Annotated in this window: 24 protein-coding genes; 7 read left to right on the forward strand and 17 right to left on the reverse strand. The window is 59.4% G+C overall.

What is annotated here, in order from left to right:
• Positions 1-24: 24 nt before the first annotated feature.
• Complete coding sequence (locus K410_RS0100405; protein ID WP_028133018.1) at positions 25-1020, forward strand: ATP-binding protein; 996 nt, start codon at positions 25-27, stop codon at positions 1018-1020.
• The gene (locus tag K410_RS0100410) at positions 1017-2000 is read left to right on the forward strand and encodes a TniQ family protein (RefSeq protein ID WP_028133019.1); all 984 of its coding nucleotides are present in this window, start codon (positions 1017-1019) and stop codon (positions 1998-2000) included. Before K410_RS0100405 ends, K410_RS0100410 begins: the two co-directional genes overlap by 4 nt.
• Here the strand turns inward: K410_RS0100410 and K410_RS36235 are convergent.
• The 6 genes from K410_RS36235 to K410_RS0100440 all read right to left on the reverse strand — a co-directional run bounded on the left by K410_RS36235 (position 1984) and on the right by K410_RS0100440 (position 7940).
• Positions 1984-2310, reverse strand: a complete 327-nt coding sequence (locus K410_RS36235) for an ArsR/SmtB family transcription factor (RefSeq protein WP_049819838.1) — start codon at positions 2308-2310, stop codon at positions 1984-1986. The genes K410_RS0100410 and K410_RS36235 overlap by 17 nt on opposite strands.
• A gap of 690 nt (positions 2311-3000) precedes the next feature.
• Positions 3001-3678, reverse strand: a complete 678-nt coding sequence (locus K410_RS0100420; RefSeq protein WP_028133020.1) for a methyltransferase family protein — start codon at positions 3676-3678, stop codon at positions 3001-3003.
• The gene (locus tag K410_RS0100425; RefSeq protein ID WP_028133021.1) at positions 3678-3932 is read right to left on the reverse strand and encodes a DUF2933 domain-containing protein; all 255 of its coding nucleotides are present in this window, start codon (positions 3930-3932) and stop codon (positions 3678-3680) included. Before K410_RS0100425 ends, K410_RS0100420 begins: the two co-directional genes overlap by 1 nt.
• 93 nt (positions 3933-4025) lie before the next feature.
• Positions 4026-5867 (reverse strand): multicopper oxidase domain-containing protein, encoded by a 1842-nt coding sequence (locus K410_RS0100430; RefSeq protein ID WP_028133022.1) that lies wholly within the window; start codon positions 5865-5867, stop codon positions 4026-4028.
• A gap of 27 nt (positions 5868-5894) precedes the next feature.
• Positions 5895-6224, reverse strand: a complete 330-nt coding sequence (locus K410_RS36240) for a DUF305 domain-containing protein (protein WP_049819839.1) — start codon at positions 6222-6224, stop codon at positions 5895-5897.
• Between the two features lie 240 nt (positions 6225-6464).
• A complete protein-coding gene (locus tag K410_RS0100440; protein WP_245269296.1) occupies positions 6465-7940 on the reverse strand; it encodes a calcium-binding protein in 1476 nt (491 codons plus the stop codon).
• A gap of 668 nt (positions 7941-8608) precedes the next feature.
• On the opposite strand from K410_RS0100440, the gene K410_RS0100445 reads away from it, so the two are divergent.
• Complete coding sequence (locus K410_RS0100445) at positions 8609-8821, forward strand: KTSC domain-containing protein (RefSeq protein ID WP_028133024.1); 213 nt, start codon at positions 8609-8611, stop codon at positions 8819-8821.
• 139 nt (positions 8822-8960) lie between these two features.
• Here the strand turns inward: K410_RS0100445 and K410_RS0100450 are convergent, their stop codons facing one another.
• The 8 genes from K410_RS0100450 to K410_RS40205 all read right to left on the reverse strand — a co-directional run bounded on the left by K410_RS0100450 (position 8961) and on the right by K410_RS40205 (position 15660).
• On the reverse strand, positions 8961-9551 hold the full coding sequence (locus K410_RS0100450) for a VapC50 family PIN domain-containing toxin (RefSeq protein ID WP_028133025.1): 591 nt from the start codon (positions 9549-9551) through the stop codon (positions 8961-8963).
• A gap of 2 nt (positions 9552-9553) precedes the next feature.
• Positions 9554-10012: a helix-turn-helix domain-containing protein gene (locus tag K410_RS0100455; protein WP_028133026.1), complete on the reverse strand. Its 459-nt coding sequence runs from the start codon at positions 10010-10012 to the stop codon at positions 9554-9556.
• Between the two features lie 978 nt (positions 10013-10990).
• Positions 10991-11227, reverse strand: coding sequence for a hypothetical protein (locus K410_RS0100465; RefSeq protein ID WP_049819840.1), 237 nt, complete (start codon positions 11225-11227; stop codon positions 10991-10993).
• 216 nt (positions 11228-11443) lie between these two features.
• Positions 11444-12187 carry a TlpA family protein disulfide reductase gene (locus K410_RS37925; RefSeq protein ID WP_155253165.1) on the reverse strand — a complete coding sequence of 248 codons (744 nt, stop codon included), beginning with the start codon at positions 12185-12187 and terminating at the stop codon, positions 11444-11446.
• 109 nt (positions 12188-12296) lie between these two features.
• Positions 12297-12740 carry a DUF411 domain-containing protein gene (locus K410_RS0100475; protein WP_028133028.1) on the reverse strand — a complete coding sequence of 148 codons (444 nt, stop codon included), beginning with the start codon at positions 12738-12740 and terminating at the stop codon, positions 12297-12299.
• 30 nt (positions 12741-12770) lie between these two features.
• Positions 12771-14201 carry a multicopper oxidase family protein gene (locus K410_RS0100480; protein ID WP_028133029.1) on the reverse strand — a complete coding sequence of 477 codons (1431 nt, stop codon included), beginning with the start codon at positions 14199-14201 and terminating at the stop codon, positions 12771-12773.
• Positions 14202-14324: 123 nt separating this feature from the next.
• Complete coding sequence (locus K410_RS0100485) at positions 14325-14672, reverse strand: hypothetical protein (RefSeq protein ID WP_028133030.1); 348 nt, start codon at positions 14670-14672, stop codon at positions 14325-14327.
• Positions 14673-15192: 520 nt separating this feature from the next.
• Positions 15193-15660, reverse strand: coding sequence for an EF-hand domain-containing protein (locus K410_RS40205; protein ID WP_028133032.1), 468 nt, complete (start codon positions 15658-15660; stop codon positions 15193-15195).
• A 1076-nt stretch (positions 15661-16736) separates the two neighbouring features.
• Here K410_RS40205 and K410_RS41475 point away from each other — a divergent pair.
• From K410_RS41475 to K410_RS0100505, 3 genes are all read left to right on the forward strand, one after another.
• Positions 16737-16958 (forward strand): hypothetical protein, encoded by a 222-nt coding sequence (locus tag K410_RS41475; protein WP_433994192.1) that lies wholly within the window; start codon positions 16737-16739, stop codon positions 16956-16958.
• A gap of 325 nt (positions 16959-17283) precedes the next feature.
• Positions 17284-17568: a hypothetical protein gene (locus K410_RS39160; RefSeq protein WP_155253166.1), complete on the forward strand. Its 285-nt coding sequence runs from the start codon at positions 17284-17286 to the stop codon at positions 17566-17568.
• Positions 17569-18004: 436 nt separating this feature from the next.
• Entirely contained in the window at positions 18005-19189 is a 1185-nt protein-coding gene (locus tag K410_RS0100505; RefSeq protein ID WP_028133034.1) for an acyltransferase family protein, read from the forward strand.
• 449 nt (positions 19190-19638) lie between these two features.
• Here the strand turns inward: K410_RS0100505 and K410_RS39165 are convergent, their stop codons facing one another.
• Positions 19639-19986 carry a hypothetical protein gene (locus K410_RS39165; RefSeq protein WP_155253167.1) on the reverse strand — a complete coding sequence of 116 codons (348 nt, stop codon included), beginning with the start codon at positions 19984-19986 and terminating at the stop codon, positions 19639-19641.
• A 313-nt stretch (positions 19987-20299) separates the two neighbouring features.
• Here K410_RS39165 and K410_RS0100520 point away from each other — a divergent pair, with 313 nt between their 5' ends.
• Positions 20300-20743, forward strand: coding sequence for a cytochrome c biogenesis protein CcdA (locus tag K410_RS0100520; RefSeq protein WP_028133035.1), 444 nt, complete (start codon positions 20300-20302; stop codon positions 20741-20743).
• Between the two features lie 1054 nt (positions 20744-21797).
• On the opposite strand, the gene K410_RS41480 is transcribed toward K410_RS0100520, so the two are convergent.
• A complete protein-coding gene (locus K410_RS41480; protein WP_433994189.1) occupies positions 21798-22082 on the reverse strand; it encodes a DUF305 domain-containing protein in 285 nt (94 codons plus the stop codon).
• Positions 22079-22291, reverse strand: coding sequence for a hypothetical protein (locus K410_RS41485; protein ID WP_433994190.1), 213 nt, complete (start codon positions 22289-22291; stop codon positions 22079-22081). The genes K410_RS41480 and K410_RS41485 overlap by 4 nt, the downstream gene beginning before the upstream one ends.
• Between the last annotated feature and the right edge of the window lie 67 nt (positions 22292-22358).

The raw sequence follows: 22358 nt of genomic DNA on the forward strand, positions 1-22358 counted from the left end.
GACGAAGTGCGGAGCGACTAGGATATGGACGGCAGATATCAAAGCATCCTCTCTTCGCCGGTATTGGCCGCGAAGCGGAAATCGGTCCGGGAGATCTTCGTCGAGCACCCGCAAGCGAAAGAGACCCGCGACATGCTTCGCCTGTCGCTCGGATCGGCTCGCGACGACGGCGAGAACGCCAGTGCGTACGTCATAGGGTGGTCTCGTTGCGGCAAGAGCGAGATCGTCAAGCGCCTTTTGCGGGAACAGACCGGCAAGAAGATATCGAAAGCGAAGGTGCAATTGTTGTCCGGCAATGGAAAGCGGTTCATCTACGCTGATCTTACGGGAGGCGCCACGCCGCGCACTTTGGCACGTCTTATCAACGACAAGATCTTCAACGATCGGAGCAGCCTTCGTTTGGGTGAAGACGAGGGTGTCGGAACACTCATAGAAAACGTCAATCACAACGGCATCGATGGCGTCTTCTTGGACGAAGCTCAGAACATGGCTGACGACAGAAAAGGCATCGTGAAGCTCGGCCGCCTCATTCTTTCGTTCGAAAACCAATGCAATGCGCCTCTGTGCGTCATCGGCGCGCCCGCCCTCGAGACCATGAGAGATGAAGTCGACGCCACCCGGCAACGATCCGGGGGCTTCAAGAAGTTGGAGCCGTTCGGATTCAACACCGAGGAGCATGATGCGTTTGTAGGCACGTTCTCAGATCGGCTCCCGTACCACAAGAATTGGTTCACCGAAAACGAAGACGATCCCCTCACGATGCGCGCTACTTTCTACGCTCAGCGGGGACGGCCGGGCCGACACGCCCTTCTCGTCGACGCGGCGACTGTTCATGCTTTCATCCGTACCGACGGAACGGACCCGGAGGAACTGACGAAAGCAGACATCGCCGCCGGGTTCGATCGTGTGTTTCGCAACGAGAAGATCATGCTCGGTCTTAATCCCTTCCTGGACGAGCATCTCAACCGGCTGCCGGAAGAGGTGTTCACCGCGAAACATCACGTGGATCTGCACATATGAGAGCCAACACTCCATGGTTGCGCACGATCGAGCAATTCGAAGACGAGGCAATCGCCTCGATCGCCGTACGTCTTGCGCCAATGGGCAGAATCGATACGGACACCTTGCTATCGTTACATCTCGGGATGACCGACCAATCGGTTCCGACGATCGCTTCGAGAACTGACGCGATCGCTGAACTCGCGGCCTTGGGTTCCTTCGACCACACAAAGCTGTCGAAAGGTGCGTGGCGTATGTTCAAGGATCGCACCGAGTTCATGGGATGCGTTTTGCCGGTGGGATGGCTGGCTCCCGAACGCCGCCGTCTCGCTCCCGGGCGAATGGCCGCCGATGGCAAAAACGCCCGGATAAAGAACGCCTGGCTTCTGTCGGGGCTGATTTGCGACATCGAAACGGGTGAAACGCTGCTAGACCGGTGTCCGAAGTGTCTTAACCTGCTGGCGTGGAGAAACCTTCCGAACGTCTGGTCGTGCCAAGTCTGCAAACTTGACCTACGTTCAGTTGCCCCCAGACAAAGTCCACCGGAAACTGTCGCTGCAGTCAGGGAGCTCGCTCGTTACCTTTTCAACCACGATTTCCGACTGCCCGCCCCGGTCAGCAACCTGTCTTGCCTGGACGCACTCAAATTTGCCGCGTGGTTAAGCTACTTTAGATGGCTGCCGGAAGATCTCAGCCTTGCAATCTCTCCCAAGAACACGCCGGCGGGATTCCTCCAATTGAAGCGATGGCCGGCCTCCTTTGATGAGATCGTTCTGCAAAAGATGAAGGCATCCGCTGCGGAAGACCTGACCAGGGGCGACGTGATCTCTCGGATCAAGGCCGCGGGCACTTTGTCGGCGGCTGTCGCCCGCCTGCCCTCTGCGGCTGCCCAGGAAATCGTCAGGTCACGCATTGAGGCGCTCTTCGGCTTCGCGGACGGTTCCAGCGATGGATTGAAGGATGTGATGATGCCGATCTCCGAGCTTAATTCTCGCTCTTGATCGGATCGCCGGCGATCGAGTCGACGCGATCGAGCCAAGACTGTGCGAGGTTCAAGCCGGTCCGGTTAAGGAGATAGACGGTGGCTGTGCCCCCTCTATCCTTCCCTTCGGACACCAGACCGACCGTCTGAAGGACTTGGATGGCCGCTTTAATGCGAGCTTCCGTGCTGTCCATGACTTGCAAAAATTCGCCCAACGAGCGTGGTCCTAACGCCAGTAGTTCGACGATCTTGCGGGTGTTGGGGTTGGCGAGACACTGAAACAGCCGGGTCAGGAAGAGCTGGCTATCGGCATTCTCCGCGTCGAACATTCGAGGCTCACGATCTGGGGTGCATCAAACGAACCCAACCACCCACCCGAAAGTAGCCCCAAGTCAACGGCGCTCTCATCAGAAAGCGGGGAAAACCAGCTCAAACGCGGCGGCCATTTGTGCCACGTCATTGCGCACATGACAGGCCAGTGCCAGATTTGAGTAGCGCCTAGGCTCTCAATGCCAAATTTCGGTCTTTCGTGCCAAAATCAACCAACGGCTCGGAAAATCGGCACAGTGAAATCAATAGGTTAGGTTGCTGAAAAAGCTGGCGCCGTGCCAAAATCAGGCGCGTACTACAATCGAAATCGAAATCAGATCACGGCTGTCTTGGAGTCTGGGGTTGGAGTGGGCTGCGGGCGTCGTGACTCTGAGCGGGCTGGGTCAGTGCAGATCGCTGACGAGAGCCCGCGGCGATGACGGCGCCAGCCGCAGCGACTGCCCGATGGTCGCGGAAGGATGTCCACGCCAGCGTGTCGGTGTGAGTACGAGCACCCCGGCGGCCGCCGCCACGTGGCCATCCATCACGCGAAATACTGGGTGAGCCACGATGTCAGTCTCGGTCCGATTGACTGCAGTTCGGCCCGGTCGAGGTTCATGTACCGAATGTCCTCCGGCAGCAGCGCAGGCCGGAGGAAAGGAAGTAATGCCGACTCCGATCAACAAAACACCGATCCATGCCATTCCGGATCAGCCGTGGTGAACGCTGCTGCTGGAAGCGCCGGGTCCGAGAATTCGGCTCAGGCGCGGGATGAAGCCCGGGACTTCGGCCGCGTACTTCGCGTAGGCCTCGCCGAACTCGGTCCGAGCTTCGCGTTCCTCGTCGCGCGCGAGCTTCACGTACATGATCGTTAGCACGGGAAACATCGCTAGCGTGAGGATCGTCGGCCACTGCAGCAGGAAGCCGAACATGACCAGCACGAAGCCAACGTACTGCGGATGGCGGACGTAACTGTACGGGCCGGTGGTGGCCAGGCTGCGGGTCTGCTGCGCGTCGTACAGCACTCTCCAAGCAGCCGAGATCAGAATGAACCCTGCCCCGATAAAGATGAAGCTCAGGATGTGGAACGGACCTGCGTGCGGATTGGTCTTCCAGCCGAACATCATCTCGAGCAGGTGGCCCGCGTCATGGGAGAACCAGTCGACGCTCGGGTAGTGCGACTGCAGCCAGCCGGAAAGGAAGTAGATGGTGAGTGGGAAGCCGTACATCTCGACGAACAGCGCAACCAGGAAAGCGCTGAAGGCTCCGAACGAGCGCCAGTCCCGGGACGTCTGCGGCTTGAAGAAGCTGTAGGCGAACAGGATGAACACCGCGGAATTGACTATGACGAGGCTCCAGAGACCGTAGGCGGGTGCCGTGTCATGCATCACGCGCTCCTTGAATCGCTCGGCCGGCCGCCGCCGTGATCGTGGCCCTCTCCCCCGTGCATGAAGAAGTGCATCAGCGGACAGGCGACCAGCGGCAACCAAACCAGCAACCCGAGCACGTGGGCCCGATGCTCGGTGAACAGGAGCGCGCCGGTGATCGCCAGAAATCCCAGCAGAACCATGCCGGCCTTGACCTTGGTGGACATGCCCACCTGAGGGCGTTCTCGATACCCGGGATGATCCTGCACCGACATTTGCGCGCTCCTATGGTCTTTCGAAGCATAGAGGGAGCACCGCGTCCGTCGTTGATGCAGATCAACCGCAGTAGCCAGAGTGCCGCAGACGCTCTAGTTGACGTTCAAGACAAGCATCAAGCCGCCCCCGCCATTCTGCTCGACGTTGTTGTTGGCCGTGTGATGCGGGATATGGCAATGCACCAGCCATTTCCCTGGCTTGCGTGCCGTCCAGAGGACATCATACCGCTGGCCAGGTCCGACGTTGACAGTATCCGCCTGATAGCGGGCGCTCTCCTGCAGCGTGACCCCGTCGACCGCAACCACCTCGAAGGGACCGCCATGAATGTGCATGGGGTGCACGAAGTTGTTGTTGGTGCCGATGAAGCGGACCTTGATGGTCTCTCCGACCTTCATGTTGATGGTGTCCGTTGCCGGATACGCCTTCCCGTTAATCGTGAAGTAGTTTGGGAGTTCTCCTTCCATCAGCATCGCGGGATAGGTCAGCCATTCGCGCTTCAACCACTCCTGTAGCTGAATGGTGTAGTCGAGATCGGCCTTGACCTCGTCGGCGGCGTTCTTCGGCGCGATGATAAGCGCTCCGTACAGCCCGAGCGCCTGCTGCCGGTCCGGATGATCGTGGCTGTGGTAGAAATAGGTCCCGTGCTGGCCGACGGTGTAGTCGTACGTATACGTGCCTCCAGGAGGTATGGGCGGCTGGGCGACCTTGGCGGGACCGTCCATTTCGTTTGGCACGATCAGGCCATGCCAATGGACGGTCGTCGATTCCGGAAGGTGGTTCGTGAAATTGATCCGGATGTGATCTCCTTCCGTCACCTGCAGCCGGGGCCCGGGAATTTGACGATTGTAGGCGTAGGCATCGACCGCGACGTCCGGCAGGATGTGCCAACGGATGATGGAGGCGTCGATATGGAATACTTTTACGCCGTTTTCGATGCGTGGTTCTAGCGGCTGGTCCCCACGCGCGTCGGACGCCGCTTCGAAGCCGGCCTGCCGCGGTTTGACTGCCGCCATGTCCTTCATCGCGGCGGCCGGAAGATCGAACGTGTTGATCATGCCGGGCGGCATAATCGAGGCGTCGACGTCGCGCGCGCTCAAGCGCAAATTGACCGAGAAGCCGGGCACGATCATGCCGGTCAGCAGCAGGAAGGATGTCACGCCGGCAAGGGCAGCCAACTGTGGCGTCGTCGCCTCGCTTTTCATCTTATGGCCGCCGCCATGTGACCCATGTCCATCACCGCCGTCCTTCTGCTGACCTCCCTCCTTCTCGGGCCTCTCTGTCATCAAGCCATGCTTGATGCCCTTTTTCACCATCCAAACGTTGAACGGATAGGCGGTCGTGAAGCCGACCATCACCCCGAGCGACATCACGCCCCAGAAGATAAGCTCAAGCGGGTCCATCGCCCGCATGTCCCGGCCCATCATCAGATAGCTCATGGTCGGTGCCATGCCGGCCATCATTGCGTTCATGCTGATGAACTCGGGCATGAAGCTCATCTTCACGTTCTGCCAGTAGGTACCGCCCATCATCCGCTTCATGAAAAGCGACTGGAAGATGAAGAGCCCGAAGGAGAAGCCCGCGATATACTCGACGATCAAGTCGATCCACATCGGCAGACCGAGCGACGCAGTGATAACAGCCGCCATGATGATGCCGGTCGCATCTCCCGCCACGCAATGGATGGTGCTGCCGACACCCTGCTTCCAGAGCGGCGACGTGAATTCCTCATGCTGGCCTGGCCGCGGCTCCTTGTCGGCCAGCACGTAGAGCAGCAGTCCGAAAGGACCCATGTATAACGTGACCAGGATGAAGCCCCACTTCATCACCGTCGGCTCGGGATTGTTGCCGAACTGATCGACGGCGACGTAGGCCGTCGACGCCAGCGCGAAGGCGAACCAAGCAACGAGGAAGTAGTCGTAGGGGAAAGCGATCATGGCGTTTCTGTCGGCGACGGCTCGGCGTCACTTGTCGTGCTTGGCGAGCCATTCTCCAAGCTGCTTCTGCTCTTCCTTCTGCTCCTTGATGCCCTTCTCGGCCATCTTGCGGATCATCGGATCCTTAGTTTCCTTAAGAACCGTCTCGTTCATCTCAATGGCGCCTTGGTGGTGCGCGATCATCATCTTGGCCCAGGACCTGGTGGCGTCGGGATCGTCCATGCCCTTCTTCATCTCTGAATTCATCTTATCCATCGACTGCTTGTAGGCGCCCATCGTGTCTTGGGCGACCACCGCTGTCCCCAGTGAGGAGAGCAGGACGATGGCGGCGGCAGCCGCGGCGGATTTCTGGTACATGTTTGCTCCTTGATTTCCAATTGCGTTCGGTCGCAACGGCTCCGCAAAGCCGTTGTTCCTCGGTTGAGCGCAAGGGGTGAAGACTGCGGACCATGCTTCGGACAGCCGTCAGCGGTGCCGCAGACGACGATCGATTACCTTCGAAGGGCGGTCGCGACAAGCTAAAGCCGGTATATTGGCCTTCAACCGACCTTGTAAGATGCGCCCTGTAAGTCGCCAGGCGCTTCTTGTGACAAGCCGCTACGCGAGGTGCCAGTCGGCGTGCGTTCCCTGGAAGATCATATTGCTGCCCTCGGTGCTGATCGCCGGGTCAGGCACGAAGGCTCCGCCCTCCACCGCGTTGAACATGAAATCGTCCTGCGCCATCTGGCTCTTCTGGATGCCTTCCAGGAAGATCGATCCATCGCCCCAGCTTACGAGCACGCCCGTGTGGCCATCGCCGTGTGTCGACACGGAATCGGTGACGGTCACCTCCTTGGGCATAATATCCATGAAGGCTATATGATCGAACGCGCCCGGTCCGGGGTCGAACCCCGCCACCACGACGTCATCGCCGCTGCCGTGCGCGACCATGAAGGCATCGGCGCCATCGCCGCCGTTGTAGACATCGTTACCCGGCCCACCTTCCAGCATGTCATGGCCCGCGCCGGCGCTCAGATAGTCGTTACCGGCTCCGCCCATCAGGTTATCGGCCATGGCTCCGCCGTAGAGACTGTCGTTTCCCTCGCCGCCGCGAAGATCGTCACGTCCATTCCCGCCGCTCAAGAGGTCGTTGCCGGCGTCTCCAGCGAGGTGATCGTCTCCCTCTCCGCCATACAGGCGATCGTCGCCCCCCAGGCCAAAATAGATGTCGTTTTTGGCGGTCGCCTGGAAGACGTCGTTTTGTCCATCGCTGCCGTACTTGATAAGATTGTCGTCGACCGTGCGTTGGAATTGCGCCGGCGTCTCGCCCGGCGTCGGCAGCGCACTCTCGTTGCCCTCGTCCTTCACGAAGTGTTCCGCGGTGACGCGGTCGGAATGAGTGCTCGTCGGATCGATCAGGTGGCGGTCGTCGACGAACATGAAGTCGTCCTGCGCGAGGTCCGCCTTGAAAACGCCTTCGAGCAGCACCGATCCGTCGCCCTTGTCGGTATTCCAACTGATCAGGACGCCGTCGTGCGTGTCCCTGAAGCGGAATTGCTCGGGCTCGATGTCCATGACCGCAAGATGGTCGAACACCCCCGGACCGGCGCGGAAATCCGTGATGATGTCGTGCCCGCTATCGGGAGAGATCATGAATGCATCCGCGCCCGGACCGCCGGTGAGAACGTCGTTGCCTCGCCCGCCGTCCAAGTCGCCATGGCCCGCACCCTCGTTCAGGACGTCGTTGCCATCGCCTCCCATCAACGTATCTGCTTGATCTCCGCCGATCAGGTGGTCGTTTCCCGCACCTCCGACCAGATGATTGCTTCCCCCGCCGCCGATGAGATGATCGTTGCCCGCACCGCCGTTGAGGTCGTCGTCCATCGCTCCGCCGACCAGTCGGTCGTTTCCGTCCCGGCCGAAGGCGATGTTCATGCGATCGTCGGAACCCGTGAACCGGTCTGAGTGATGGTCGCCGATGAAGAGGAGATAGTCGTCGAAGGTCTGCGTGTTCCCGTCGTCTCCCGAGTGATGATGTCGATTTTCAAAACGCCTGCTCATTTGGTTGCTCCGGTTGAACGCGACGACGAGCATCGACCCCGCCGGGCGGCACTCCGCCGTTCGTAGGAACCTTCGCACCGGAGCTACGTTCCTAATTCCTTCCGGCCACAGAGAAAAAATGCGCGGTTGATAAATCTGAATTAAGCGAGGGTGCCGGCTTCATGCACGAGCGCCCCCAAGGCACGCCGCGAGTCATCTTCCCTTGGGCGTCAGCTTTTCAACGAGGCTCAGCGATCCAGTACCCTGTTGCGATAACCTCATCGAACCGCAGGGCTGCTGCTGGCTATGGTCGATCTTCCGGACTTCACGGGACCACTCGGCCGTATAGCGAATTCGGTCTCGCGTCTTGCAATTAGAAAAGGGGCGAAAGCTCACGAATTCAGACGTGAGGTGTTGACACGTCCGCTGCGCTCTGAGGCCCACGAAGCGACGAAGCCCTCTCCTCTTCTCGATGCACCATCTCCGCCCGCAGAATTAGGCTAACCAGTACACTGTTTTCCCCGACACACAAGAGAGCGGCGCAACCACAGCGGTCGGTCCCCAGCCCCACTTCACATTGTCTGGATCGTTCGGAGTCAGCCAGAGTCAGTTCTTTGGAGATCGCGGCGTGTTGTGCCGACAGCGAAAGAACAGCCGGAAACTTGATCTGGCTCAATATGAGATCTGTCACTCACTGGCGCCATCAACTGAAGAGATAGTTCATGGATTTCACCTATGTGGACTCAAGCAGCGTCGACCAAATCGCATACGACGAGGACCAGGGTGAGGCACACGTGATCTTCAAACGTGGAGCCTATTACATTTACAGTGGCGTTACCCGAGAGGTTTGGGAGCAATTCCGCGACTCGACGTCCAAAGGAACGTTCGTGAACGAGGAGTTCAAAGCGAAAGGCTATTTGGTTAGGCGCGCGTGAGCAAAACTTGCTCGAAGCGCTTATTTCAGCAGTTATGATAAGGTATTGATTTTATTCGCATAATTTTCATTATGGAATATCCGAAGTCGAGTTCGCATCAAGATCGTGTTGCCAAAAGCCCGTCTGGTTAGTTACTGAGCTAGAGGGATTCCACGTGTGACCTTAGCACGTCAACAGTCTCAATCAGCCCCGCAGCTTCCATCACGAGCAAGAACTCCGCCGGCGTCATTTCCGGTTTCTTGAAGCGTTCGCGCATACGCCGAATGGCTGCAACGGCGCGAGCTTCGTCGAGTGCGATAGTATCCGCAATGAAAGCGTCGGCCGATTTCGCCTCCATGTTCAGGTCGGAAAGAACTGCCGCGGGAAAGTCCTTAAGGTTTTCCGTTACGATCATTGCGGCTTGCGTCTTGGCCGCCGCAGCAACAACGTGGTGATCGCCAGGATCGGGCAGACCCGCCGCAACCGGCAAGAAGTTGTCAAAATCCGTAACCATGGCGTCTTCGAAGGCAGCTTCCATACTGGCGCGCGCCCGCTCTGCGCGCGCTGTGGCATCGGCAAAGCCTTTGCCGCTCAAGATTTCCTCGATAGCTGCTTCGGTCTCATCCAGGACGCGGCTCGACCAGCGGAGACGAAAAAACTCCGCTTCCGCCAAGGAGAGAAGCAGGTTCCTTTTGAGCGCGCTTGCAAGTGAGCACGCATCGACGAATGCGGTGAAGCGGTTTGCAAACAAGCTTACAGGTGCTCCGCGTCCTGCTCAGCGAGATTCGCAAGCGCTTTGCCCCGCTTCTCATCACGCGTGCGCTTATAGGCGAATAGGTCCTCTGCCTTAATCCTGCGATGACGCCCCACTGTCACGTGCTGAATTTCGTTCTTCTCGAGCAGCGAGACCAGAAACGGACGCGAGACATTCAGAATGTCGGCAGCTTGCTGCGTGGTCAACATCTCATGCACAGGCACAAGCGTCACCGCATCGCCGCGACCGATATGCCGCAGCAATTCCATCAAAAGACTCGATAGCGCCGGCGACAAGGTTATCTCTGCAGCCTGTTGTGCATCGTCGAGCACTCGGAGTTTGGCATCTCCCGTCGCGTGCGAAGCGAGTATCTGACGAAGCTGGTTGGCTGCCGCCTTCTCGCTCGCAGAAGGTAGGCGAGTACCTCCCAGCTCTTCAACGTAGGCTGGCATCGTCATCGTATTTTCTCCCCTGTATGGCCTCTTGTATAGGCCATATTCGAAATAAACGCAACAAGTGAAATAAACGAAACCGCCTAAGTTCCTGACTAGCTGGACCCCCTACCCTTTGTCCCAGGCCGATCTTGGGACTTTTGGCGTTTGCCGCGCCTCCTGAGCTGGTCGGCTAGGAATAGATTCCAAAATCTGTGCTATGCGAAGGGAAATCTGCAGCTCATTCAAAGTACATGTGGAACATATCGTGGCCACCGGCCTTAATTCGCCTCGAGCCCGCGGTCCGGACGCTGCGCGGCTAGGCCAATGGTCAACGACGCCGGAGCCACAGGGAATGTAGGGAGCACGGCTGGATGCAGGATCGCGGCTTTACCCTCACGCCCGGGAACGTGCGTTCGATGTCGCGCGTCGGGATGCGCGGGTCGGCGTCTCTCCCGAGGCGGCCGCGGGCGCCATCGCAGAGGTCTTTGATTCGATCGGCGATACCCGCCCGGAGTGTCGGTCGGACCAACCTGGTCTAACGGCTGCGACGACTCGACTGGTAACTCTATAATCCGTCTATGGCCCCGATCCGATCGGAGCAAGTCGTCTCGACGGCGCCCCATCGCAAGATCATCCATATCGACATGGATGCGTTCTATGCTTCCGTGGAACAGCGCGATAATCCGGTCCTGCCCGGCACGGCAAAGCCGAATGGCCAAGCTACTTGACCACGCCCGGCGAATGCGCCTCAGGCACTGCCGCAATACTGCCTGCTTGTAGCTTTCTTGATAGCATGAGTGTTCTCCTGAAAGCGAACGAAAGCCGATTTTGCGATTTGGCGAGAAGAGCGCGACTGAACTGCGCGGAAGCATACGGTGTTACGCAGGCGAACGAGAGGTGAATTTGTTCTGTTCGGCTTCGATCACACGCGCTCGAAGGTCCTCCAGTTCGGCCCATTGATAAGTCAGAGCTTCGAGACGCTTTCGAAGAAAGACAGCAACGTCATCCCTTGATCCATTGCGGGGCCCCATGTTTCAGGGTGGTTTCGTTCGCGTGCTGCGGGGTGGCCATATTATGCAAAAGGGTATTGCATTCTCTGAAGTGCTCAAGCAAAGCCGCGCTGGCCAAGTGCTCCCAGTACTCCGCCTCTGCGAGCAGCTTCCAGCTTCTATCTGGATGATACGCGGCGGCCTGTCGGCACAGTAACGCCCTGGCACGCAAGCGGCGAACGGTCTCCATCCCCTCCTCCCTTGGTTCTTTCCCACCCTATTTCTGTTTTTACGTCGGAGTCATTGATTGTTGTCTCAAAAAGCTAATTTTGCCTCTCTGAGCTACCGTCCGCGCATTTGACGCAAAGGACCCGTCGAGCTGGACGGCGCGTGATCGTCGACGGCATAGGGAGCCGAAGCCATCACGATCGCGGCGGCCGAGACCAGGGCGAATGAAATGAGGATTCTAGTCGTTGACTGCATGCTCATTCTCCTTCGTCAATCTGCTCCTATTTTTCTCTGAGGAATTATCAGGCGTTTCTCTATCAAGGATCAGTTCGGTAACAGGCGCCATGAGCCAGTCGAACGCACGCCGGAGCGGGCCGGGCGACGCTTGCAAGTTGGATCGATCGGGATCTTGCCGCTGACCGAGACGTCCGCCGGTATTGGTCATGACGGCGCGCAGCGTCGCGGCGATTTCTGGCGAATCCCATTCGGCGGGACCAATGGCGCGCCCAACTTCCTGACCAGCACGATCGATAACGAGCGTGGTCGGCAAGCCGATGGCACCCACGGCGCGCAAGGCCTGTCCGGAAGGGTCGGTGTAAATGGCAACATTGCGAAGGTTGATCTCGGAATAGAATTTGCGGACGGTTTCGAGGCCACCGCGATCGACCGAGAGAGGCACGACCTTGAGCTCGGCGCCGCCCAGGGTCCCTTGCAGCCGGTCGAGCGCGGGCATTTCCTTTCGGCAGGGCACGCACCAGGTGGCCCAGATATTGAGGACCACGACCTTTCCCCTAAGATCGTCCAGACTTCGTGCGCGGCCTTGCTGATCGGTGAACTGGACAGCAGCGACAGATCGTGGGCTGTCATGCAGGACCAGCCTTCTTACTGGTTCCTGAGCTGCGGCTAATGGAGTAGCCGTTGCGATTGCGATTGCGACAACAACCGCGAGCTGGATACCTCGGATGCAGGAGACAAGCGTCATTGCTGCTCAAACCCTCTGATCGCTGGCGACATCGTTTCACAAGCACTCGGACGATACTGGGCCAACGTGCTTGTGGGCGGTGCTGGTTGACCTCGCCGGCGCCTACCGATTACACGCTGGCGTAGATGGTCGGCGCCTTGCCTTCCTTGGTCACGACATAGATGACGAATTTCTGCGTCTTGGGGCCGGTCATACCGGGGGAGCCGGTGGGCATGCCAGGCAGCGTGATCCCCGCGATCTGCGGCCGCTCGGATAGGAGCTTGCGGACCACGTCCGCAGGAACATGCCCATCGACCACGTAGCCGCCAACGAACATGGTGTGACAGCCCTGATATTTCGCTGGTACGCCGGCGTTCTGGCTGATCTCAGCGAGATCATTGGTGGGTTTTACCTCGACGTCGAACCCGTTCTGCCGAAGATATGCGGCGTAGCCTTCACAGCAACTGCATTGCGGGTTCTTGTACAACGTCGCCTTGATCGGCTCGGCAAATACCGGCAGCGGCAGCACAAGCGTCGTTAGCGCAGTGCCAAGGCAGAATGTCCGTCTATTCATGTCGCTTCTCCTTCGCAGTATTAGAATTGGTTAGGCAACGCGCAGCATGGTCATCATTCCGGACGCTTGATGGTCTGTGACGTGACAATGCAGCATCCAGTCGCCGGGATTGTCGGCGACAAAAGCGATTTTGACCGTCTGTTTCGGTCGTACGAGAACGGTATCCGCCCATTGCCGGTGCGGCACCGCTGCGCCATTGCGACTCAGGACGCGGAAGCTGTGGCCGTGGAGATGCATAGGATGCCACCAAGCTGTTTCGTTACGCATCGACAGCACGCAGCTTCGTCCGCGCCGCAGAGTGAACAGCGGCGGCACGCCGACGTGACCGTCGCCTGTCATCGAATGACCATTGATGGCCCAGCTGGCTTCGCTGCCCATGCCCATCATTCCGCCCCTCCCCATCATGCCTCCACCACTCATCATCCCGCCCTGAAGCCGGAGTTCGTGCCGCTCGGCGGTGGTCAAGTCCGGCTCCGGCACCGGATTGCGCGGCAAACGCAGCGGTCCATCGAGTGGATGGGCGCGGAGCGGCGGCTCGTCGTTGTAGGCGAGCTGAGTGAGCCAATAAGACAGCTCATCGTAGAAGTCGTCGACCACCCGGTATCGTCGACCCGGTTCACCTTGCATATCGAGGATGAGATCGACCCGCATTGCAGGAGCGAGAAGCAGACGCCCATTGTCCGGCTCATGCGGGTCGCAAGGCTGACCGTCGGTCGCGACGACTATTGGGCGGTGGCCTTCGAAGCGCAGGGCCATGATGCGCGCGAGCGAGGCGTTGACGAGGCGGAGGCGAATGCGCTCCCCTGCCCGTACTGGCTCCTCTTCGGACACCCCACCGTTCACCGTGACCGTGTTGCCGACGCGACCGGACATGGCGGCTTCCATGCCGCTGCCGAAGCCGGGCGCGATTTGCGCATCGGATCTAAGTCGCCAGTCGCTCAATACCCAGACAACGTCGCGGTCGACCGGAACGGGTTCCGGCTCTTCAATAATCAGAGCGCCAGCCAGGCCACGCCCCAATTGCTGCAGGCTGTCGGCATGCGGGTGGTACCAGAACGTGCCGGCGTCGGGGGGCGTGAATTCGTAGGTGAAGCTCTCGCCAGGCTTGATCGGCGGCTGCGTGAGGCCGGGAACGCCGTCCATGGCATTCGGCAGACGTATGCCGTGCCAATGCACAGTCGTATCTTCCGGTAAGTTGTTTCGGACGGCCAAGCGAACGGGCTCGTCCTGACGGAGCCGGATTTCGGGACCTGGGATGCGGTCCCCGTAGCACCACACATTTGTGCGCGGGTAAGGCGAGCCAACGAGGGACGCGCGACCTGGCGCAGCGGTGAGCTCAATTGCCTTGGGTACTGCCGCTGTGGCTCGTGCTATTCGCGGGAACAGGGCAGAAGCCGCAACTGCGGTGCCGCCTACGAGCAGTGCGCGGCGATTGATCGCCGGACCTAAACTGGAGTGCATGAAAGCCAATCCTGGATATTGATCCGCTGCCCATGGCCAAAAACCACGTGCAACATCGCGACGCGTCATCGATGCGGTGGGCATCGCGCGCACCAGAGGACACATCGCGACCCGCGATGCGCCTCAGCTCAGGATGAGAGGTCTGGGAGGATATGGATCAGGCGGGATCGTATGCCCTGCGAGAGCTGGGCCGGAGAAATCTTGCGCCATCTCGACAAGAACTGGGTCAAACAGCGAAACAAAGACGGGCAAGGCCACGAAACTTCCGCAAGAGGCGGAGCATGCTGCGGCTGTCATTTCCTTCTGACTGTCGCCGCAACCATTGTACTTGCCCTTCATTGGCATGTCGGTCGCGGCAGCCATGACCATCTTCACGTCCGCATCCGCTGCACGTATGCCATGCGGAACCAGCCCCACGATGAACGTGAGCGCCAGTGCCAGTCTCATGATGCGGCCGATCTTCTCCAACATGTGAGCTAAGATAACAACCAACCTAGCCAAAGGCTAGGCCGTTGGCAGCACGCGCAAAATGCACTGCGTCACGGCAGTTCAGTTCACGGGTTTGTGAGCCCCACGTCCCTATTGATCGCGAGTAGCGGGCTGACGCTCCATCCGAGATCTGCACCCGAGCCGCATGACGTCACGACCTCGAGAGATATTTGACGAGGGCGGCAATGCCGAGGAAGCAGGACGAGGATGAGAATCCCAACCAGGCCCATCCCCCATCCCATCCCGTCCATCATGTTCATCATGACAACCATGCGTGATCGGCTGACGCACCAGAGGCTTGTGCCGAGTTCTTAGCGTCCTCTCGGCCTTCTTCACTGCCCAGTCGACCGGCCGGTCTTCTGTGATTTTACAACCCAATTGGCGGGGTTGCCCGTCGGCGACGCGTGGTCAGTCCTGCTTGGCGCCTCGCCGAATTGCTTGCCTGGCCATAAAGCCGCGCGTCACTGGGCAATTCGGAGACCGTGAAGGAGCAAGCGGCCTGCTACTGCTGTGGAACCGACTTACCCGGCCGCCCGTGCATGAAAGCTTGCATCTCCTCCTGGGTCACTTGGCCATCCTTGTTACTGTCCATTGCCTTGAAAATTCGTTCATGGGCGGCCTGAAACTCCTGCAATGAAATTTGCCCGTCGCCGTCGTCCATCAGAGCGAACATCATGCGGAACATCATCGGGCTCCCCATCGCGCGGCTCCCCATCATGCTGCTACCCATCATCCCGCCACCCATCATCCCGCGGCCCATCATGCCGCGACCCATCATGCCGCGACCCATCATATCTCCGCACATCATACCTCCCTGCCCCGTCGTACCGCCCCCATCCTCCATGGAATGGGATTGAGCCTGTTGCTGATCTGGCTGCGGCTTCATTCGCTCCTGTGCGGTCGCATCGACCGCGCCGTATGCCAGAATGAGAGCAGATATCGTTAGTCCCAGGCCGCGCCACGTGCACATTTCGAACCTCCTCGGAAATTCGCCCGTCCGCTCAACTCCGTCCGGCCGAGATCGATCCTCCGGCGCCAGGGGATCGCCCGCGTCGGAGGATCGAGCCAGCGCCCACCTACTACCAGACTACCTCTCCCCTTAGGTCTGGAAAGAGACCGTAGCGGAAAACGCCAACTGCCACGGCCCACTTGCCAAGTTCGCAGGAGCTGAGTTGCTCGGGCGCTCAAAGACACGCTGGTCAGGAGCCTAGTCGTATTGACCTACGTCGACGTCCTCCTCCACCACCTCGACGGCTGCAGCAATGGAACTCAGCGGCATGCCGTGGTGCAGTCGGCGCTCAAGGTCAGCGATTCGGTGCAACGAGTGCAGTGAAGGAAATTCAATATGACGCGCGAAACGATCGAAGGCATCATCCAATTCGGAGCGAAGTCTTCGTAGCAAACGGTGCATTCGCGGGTGCCGGTCGGCCTCCTCCGGAGTTTCGGCCTGTCTCTCTGCACCTCAACTGTGGAACGTGCCATGACAACTGCTCTTGGCCGTTTGTTCTTCCGAGACTGCAAGCATCGAAGCAATGCTCCTGCAAAACTTTGAGCTAGAGCAAGCTCTAAGCGGCGGAGAGATTAGTTCTGCAAATACTTGATCGACATTAAAGTCTCGGCTGCGACTCTGCGAAGAGATGATCACCCACGAGAGCCCGAGGGTGATGCGAAGTTGCACTTGCCGACTTTGCAGACTAACGAGGCGTGCAATGCCCCTGCAGAGTCACACCCACGTACATCCAGCAGCGCTTCCGGCTGCGGCCGTCCATGAACTCGCCAAGGATCCCATCTGCGGGACTATGGTCGACAAGGCGACCGCCTTTACCCCGGAGCGCTGTGGCCGGACCGACTATTTTTGCCGCGCGACTGTCAGCGTACCTTCGAGGACCCTGAGCGTGAACTCAAGTCGATGCGCCGGCGCGTAACGATTGCGTTCTCCGATGAACTCGGACGGCTTGCTTTGCCGTACGACCCGATCTCTACCCTACGCTGGCGTTCTATGGGCGGATTTCGTTCCTTAAAGCCGGCATCTGCTGGGCTGACGCGATCACTACCGTCAGCCCGAACTGCAGGCGGGAGGTGCTGACGCCCGAGTATGGCTCTGGCTTTGACGGCCTGTTGCGCGAGAAACGTAATCGCTTGCGCGGGATCATGAACGGTGCCGATTATGGAATTTGGGATCCCGCCAACGACGTCCATCTCACGATGACCTTTACGCCGCGTCAAGTGTCTCTTAAGCGGGCTTGTAAGGCTGCCAGAAGGAGCTGAACCTTGTACGGTCGCCCGATACACCCCTCCTCGCCTTCAGAAGATGCCCGACATCGTCCCAGAGGCACTCCCGTCGCTGCTCGCTGAGGGGATTCAATTCGCACTTATCGCAGACGAGACGCTGGCTACGAGAGCGGTTTCCGTGAACTGGCAACACGCTATCCCGGCCAAGTCTCGGTCGGGATCGGCTACGAGGAAGGCGTCGCCCACCGCCTTTTCGCGGGCGCCGACATGCTGCCGCATCCCTCACGATTCGAACCCTGGGCTCACGCCGATTTACGCCATGCGCTACGGGACGTTGCCAATCGTGCGAGGCTGCGGAGGATTGGTCGACAGCGTGGTCGATGCCGATCAGAAGAACATCAGAAACGGGATCGCCACGGGCTTCTCCCTTAGCGAACCGACCGCCTCCGAATTGATTGCGTGCATAAGGCGCGCGCTTTCGCTTTTAGACCAGACCATAGCTTGGCGCAAAATCCAATCGAACGCCATGCGGCAGGAGTTCGGGTGGGACCGCTCGGCACACGCCTATGCGGAACTCTATCGCGGACTGGCCGGCGCCCCCGCTGAAACGGAGATGAAGGCGCAGCCGAAACGGCGGACGGTTTGATAGCCGCAATTGCGGTTATGGAGCGACTGTCCTCGGAACCTGGAAACCTCAAATGATTCCAGTTTCCATGTAACGCAATAGACGGTCGTGTGGGGCACAAAAGACGGTCACAAAGCCAGGTGGGACGTAAGCCAAAGCTCGTTGTTGACGACGCCATTCGCCAGCAGTGACACCCCCGAATCGTGATGTCTCCCCCAGATGCGGCCGAAAGGACCGGGAATGCCTTCCCGATTCATAGCGGAGCCTCCACCCGCCTTGCCGTTCTCCACCCGCGGTCCTTTTACGAACAGAGTGTTCATCGCGTCGTTGAGGCCGACATAAAGTTCAGAGAACGCCGCCGATAGATCCCGTCTACCATATGACACGAGAGGGAACCCAACGGCGACAGTTGACCTCGATCAACAAGCCACGCTCAGAGCCTTCTTATCATACTAATATGACAACGATTTCGCAAACGGCTGGGTACACCGATCTTCAGACAGCACTGAAGGTCAGAGCTCGCAACCCGGCGCTCGATCGCTTGCGCTGCTTCCTGACGCTGGTGGTGCTGCTCCACCATTCTGTTATTGCCTACACCTATTTCGGCCATACCGACCCCAAATCTTGGATCGGCTTTGACGCGATCATTCTTTCCACTGACAGCTTCTTTATGGCGACGTTCTTTTTTCTGTCGGGACTGTTCATCTGGCCAAGCCTGGCCCACAAAGAACCATGGATCTTTTTGCGCGACCGACTGCTTCGGCTCGGCCTGCCGCTTGCGATCGCCGCACTTACCATCATTCCGATCGCCTATTACGCCATTGCGCTGCGACGAGCGCCACATATAAGCTTTGCTGATTTCTGGTGGACAACGGTGACCGTCGGGCCGTGGCCAAGTGGACCGGTCTGGTTTATCTCAGTCCTGTTGGCGTTCGACCTCGCGGCCAGCACACTACATCGGCTCTCACCGAAGCTGGTCGACCCGATCAATCGCCTTTCCTTGCGCGGTTACGAGCGGCCGGCCGTGTTCTTCGTGTTCATGCTCATCGTGACCGCCATCGTCTATATACCGGCCCGGGTCTACTTCGGTGCGAGCCGCTGGTTCGAGTTCGGGCCGCTCTCTCTACAATCCAGCCGCGTGCTTCTTTATCCCGTCTACTTCTTCATCGGTGCCGGTGTGGGTGCGGCGAATTTCGATCGCGGCCTCTTGAGTGCGGACGGCCGCCTGGCGAAGAGCAATTGGGCTTGGATCATCGCCGCAATGATCCCGTATTGCCTCTTGTGGGTGCTAATCTACATGAAGCGCGAGATCTTGGGGAATCCCGTGTGGCTGCCGGACTGGTATGAGATCATCTACGGCCTGCTCTTCGCCGCCTTCAGCGCCGCCATCCTGTTCGCTATTCTTGCCTATTTCCTCCGATTCAAACGCTTGGGCTCGAGCATGCTCGATCCTATGCAGGCGGCGGCCTACGGCATGTTCCTGGTGCACTACCCGATCGTGCTCTGGCTGCAATACTGGCTGTTCGACGTCGATATGCCAGCGATCGCCAAGGCGTTGATCGTCTTCGTACTCACGGTGCTATTGAGCTGGGGTGCGACGGCTGCGTTGCTAAAGATCCCTGGCGCCACTCGGGTGCTTTAGCTTGCAGGGCTTACGGCCGGCCAGCACTCACTTACCGCCACGGGACGCCAACCGATCTATGTCTCCTCGCACTCATGTCACGCCGTCGAGGAACGGACGCGACGTGATAGCCTTGCAGAAGATGTACGTACGTATTGTCTCACTTGCAGATGTTACCCCGGTAGCGCCGTGGCCGATGACGATGCGACGTCGACTGATGGGTGGCGCCAAGTAGCTTTTCCCGCTTGCTCGGGGAGAGGGGCTGTGGGCGGGTCGGGCCCTGCATAGCCCGAGTCATCCACAGCCCCGGGCAACGGGGCCACAGTCGCGGCGTCGCCAAGCAGCTTCTCCGCGACCAACTGCTTAGCAGTCTTCCGTCCAAGCACCCTGACGCTGCACAATAGAATGCTGTCTCGGCCCGAACTCCTCAGAGCATTTATCGCTCAGCCGGCCGACAATGGCGAGCGCGGTTAGCTGCGGCTCCTCAGCGAGCCAACCCTGATCGTGGCAATGCGGGTCGAGCTTGGACGGCATGCGAACTCTGGTCTTATAGGGCCGACGAGTTCGCCGGTGTGTGACACGCGGCTCGCCGAGTTGTCGGTCTTGCCGAGCGTCTTCGCGAACGTCGCCGCGGTCGCTGGGAGGATGCTAGTGTGAGCGGGTTGCAGGCCGCGCGCCTGTCCGGCACGACGATCAACGCGATTGCCTATTTCCTCTTGGGTCGCGCGAATCTCCGCCAACAGCGCAACCGGATCGAGCGAGCGATACTGATCGCGTAGCCATTTCTTCACGGCCGCGGTCACCTTGAGATGCGCCAAGGCTCGCTCATAGGGCGTCGATGGGAGGTGATAGCGCTTGATACTTTAGTCCCTTCGCGACGCGTCTCCTTCAGCTTGAACGACGGCTGGAAGAAGTTGACGTAGAGCCGTGCCGCCGCATACAGGCGGCCCATCATACGCGCCGTCTCGACGCCATCGAAGCGGCCATAGCTCCCAGCATCCGCTTCTGCGGGATCCTCGCCTCCGGAATGGCCATCAGCGCGCGGCGAACCATGTCGTACCTGCCTCCATAGAGCTCTCAAGGCCAGGCGAGCGCCGTAGAAAACGCATTGGTCAGGATTGGCCAGTCCTTATGGATGAGGCTTACCCCAATATTCTCCGCGACGAGCCTCTCCAGACTTGGCGCGGCCGCTTTGCAGAAGCGCGCGGCGGCATGTCGGCTCTGCGCCGAAGAGTGCGAGAAGCACGGCAATGGCATTTACTCCTGCGGGACAAGCTCCTGCTTAGCGTGATCAGCACGGTCCTCGTCATCCTTTCGCTGGCGATGTTCGGGTTCTTCGAAATCCAGCTGCCGGCCGCCTTTGTCGCGCGGATGTCGGGTGCGGCCTCCGGAGGCGGTGCGCTCGGGGCACGACCGATCGTCACGGTGGTCCCCTCGTGCCTTGACGTAGCGAGGTGTGACGCAGGGACCGGCCATCAGCGCCGATCCGCGATCCGATCCTGTCTGATGGTCTGCGAGCGGGCGCCGGAAGCGCAGCCACCGCCTATCGCTAGTATTTCGGCACGCAATTCCTGATCGCGAACAGTCGATGGAGGTTCGTCTCGATGGGCATGGCGACTAGCGCGCAATGACATTGGCCTCGAGCGCGGCGGTTACGATTTGCTCGAGCGCACCACGGACGACCTGCGGATCGTCGCTGCCGCGAACGCCCCCTGACCCGCGTAGCTCTGCCGCCCACTCATTAACCTCGAGGATGGCATCCCGGTGACGGTCGAGGATGCTTACCCCCTGAAGCAGGGCGCGATCGAGGCCCGGACCTATTTCAGGTACGACCGGACTCGGGACGTGGAGGGAAAGAATCGGTACTGGACGGTGCCGCGGGTCGAGTACCGAATCTTTCCCAATGCGCAGATCAAGATGAGGCACCCTACCGGTTCGCGATGCCAGCGAAACCGCCAGGGGGACGTCCGCGTCCAGGGGCTCTACAATTTTAACAGTGAGAGCATTTGGGTTCCGGCGCTGTCCGTCGCCGCCGGAGTGACGAAGCCGTACGGCCGCGATGCGGGCGGTACCGAGACAGAACTCAAGTTCTTGGCTACGAAACCCATCGGCACCTTCGACTTGGGCGGCTATTCGCCTTTCAGCTACGTGCCACGTCGAATACATTTCAACGCGTCATGGTTCCACAATCATGACCCTCTGCCCGGGCACGATGGGCGAACGGAGCGATCGGTATCGGGTAGGCTTGGGCTACAGTCAGCCGGTGATCAATGATCTCGTCATAGTCGCAGACGTGTATGGCGAAACGGCCCGACGGCTCGGAGACGTCACCAACATGGCCGAAATTGGCGCACGATATCAATTAACTCCCCAGACCGTCGTGTCTGGAAGCTTCGGAGTTGGGTTCGCGAATTCATCAGAAACGTTCCGTGCTGTCTTGGGTATACAGCACACGTTGAGCTTTCCCTATTGATCGGTCATGGAACGGCGGTTGTGCAGCTCCCGAACAACTGTAAGCGAGGGCGTTTCGATGATGGTGGCATGACAAACTTGACGAGGCTTTAGGCAAGTCTGCAGTTTGGCTGACGCTCGCGCCGCGCTTGGTCCATGGCCCGAACCGAGCAAACCCCTACTGCGGCGCGCGCGGCGGCAGATCCTTCGCATCGTCCGGGACCGGTTTCTGCTCGAGTTCGGCGATCAAGTTCTTCATCTCGCCGATCTCCCTGACCTGCGCTTCGATGATCCCGTCCGCCAGCTTTCGGACGCGCGGATCCCTGATGTGCAACCGCTCGCTGGTCAGGATCGCGATCGAATGGTGCGGAATCATCGCTTTCCTGTAGGAGACGTCCGCGACGGTCTGCTGGCTGCGCACCAGCCACAGCGCGCCTGCGAAAAGGAGGGCGCTCGTGGTCACGTGCCCAGATTGGCCGCGCGGTTCTTGTACATGCCCCACATGAAGCCCAGCATGATGATGGCCATCACCGCGCCCATGAGGAGCGCCATCCAGGTGCGGGTCTGGCTGTACCAGACGTAATCCGTAGCGAACGTGTTCAGGTACATCAGTCCGAACATGATCACTGTGGTGGTGGCTATCATCGCGGCGAAGCGGCCTAGGACATTCACTGATCCTTCTGTGGATTGCGAGGGACGCGATCATCCACCCGTTTGATCTCGTTCGACTGGCGGCAAG

This window comes from Bradyrhizobium sp. 22 (assembly GCF_000482425.1).
GTDB classification, from domain to species: domain Bacteria; phylum Pseudomonadota; class Alphaproteobacteria; order Rhizobiales; family Xanthobacteraceae; genus Bradyrhizobium; species Bradyrhizobium japonicum_B.

What these genes read in the sequence shown, in the direction of transcription:
- K410_RS0100405 (WP_028133018.1), top strand. Translation starts at nt 25, where the DNA reads ATGGACGGCAGATATCAAAGCATCCTCTCTTCGCCGGTATTGGCCGCG.
- K410_RS0100410 (WP_028133019.1), top strand. Translation starts at nt 1,017, where the DNA reads ATGAGAGCCAACACTCCATGGTTGCGCACGATCGAGCAATTCGAAGAC.
- K410_RS36235 (WP_049819838.1), bottom strand. Translation starts at nt 2,310, where the DNA reads ATGTTCGACGCGGAGAATGCCGATAGCCAGCTCTTCCTGACCCGGCTG.
- K410_RS0100420 (WP_028133020.1), bottom strand. Translation starts at nt 3,678, where the DNA reads ATGCATGACACGGCACCCGCCTACGGTCTCTGGAGCCTCGTCATAGTC.
- K410_RS0100425 (WP_028133021.1), bottom strand. Translation starts at nt 3,932, where the DNA reads ATGTCGGTGCAGGATCATCCCGGGTATCGAGAACGCCCTCAGGTGGGC.
- K410_RS0100430 (WP_028133022.1), bottom strand. Translation starts at nt 5,867, where the DNA reads ATGATCGCTTTCCCCTACGACTACTTCCTCGTTGCTTGGTTCGCCTTC.
- K410_RS36240 (WP_049819839.1), bottom strand. Translation starts at nt 6,224, where the DNA reads ATGTACCAGAAATCCGCCGCGGCTGCCGCCGCCATCGTCCTGCTCTCC.
- K410_RS0100440 (WP_245269296.1), bottom strand. Translation starts at nt 7,940, where the DNA reads ATGCTCGTCGTCGCGTTCAACCGGAGCAACCAAATGAGCAGGCGTTTT.
- K410_RS0100445 (WP_028133024.1), top strand. Translation starts at nt 8,609, where the DNA reads ATGGATTTCACCTATGTGGACTCAAGCAGCGTCGACCAAATCGCATAC.
- K410_RS0100455 (WP_028133026.1), bottom strand. Translation starts at nt 10,012, where the DNA reads ATGACGATGCCAGCCTACGTTGAAGAGCTGGGAGGTACTCGCCTACCT.
- K410_RS0100465 (WP_049819840.1), bottom strand. Translation starts at nt 11,227, where the DNA reads ATGGAGACCGTTCGCCGCTTGCGTGCCAGGGCGTTACTGTGCCGACAG.
- K410_RS37925 (WP_155253165.1), bottom strand. Translation starts at nt 12,187, where the DNA reads ATGACGCTTGTCTCCTGCATCCGAGGTATCCAGCTCGCGGTTGTTGTC.
- K410_RS0100475 (WP_028133028.1), bottom strand. Translation starts at nt 12,740, where the DNA reads ATGAATAGACGGACATTCTGCCTTGGCACTGCGCTAACGACGCTTGTG.
- K410_RS0100480 (WP_028133029.1), bottom strand. Translation starts at nt 14,201, where the DNA reads ATGCACTCCAGTTTAGGTCCGGCGATCAATCGCCGCGCACTGCTCGTA.
- K410_RS0100485 (WP_028133030.1), bottom strand. Translation starts at nt 14,672, where the DNA reads ATGTTGGAGAAGATCGGCCGCATCATGAGACTGGCACTGGCGCTCACG.
- K410_RS40205 (WP_028133032.1), bottom strand. Translation starts at nt 15,660, where the DNA reads ATGTGCACGTGGCGCGGCCTGGGACTAACGATATCTGCTCTCATTCTG.
- K410_RS0100505 (WP_028133034.1), top strand. Translation starts at nt 18,005, where the DNA reads ATGACAACGATTTCGCAAACGGCTGGGTACACCGATCTTCAGACAGCA.
- K410_RS0100520 (WP_028133035.1), top strand. Translation starts at nt 20,300, where the DNA reads ATGGATGAGGCTTACCCCAATATTCTCCGCGACGAGCCTCTCCAGACT.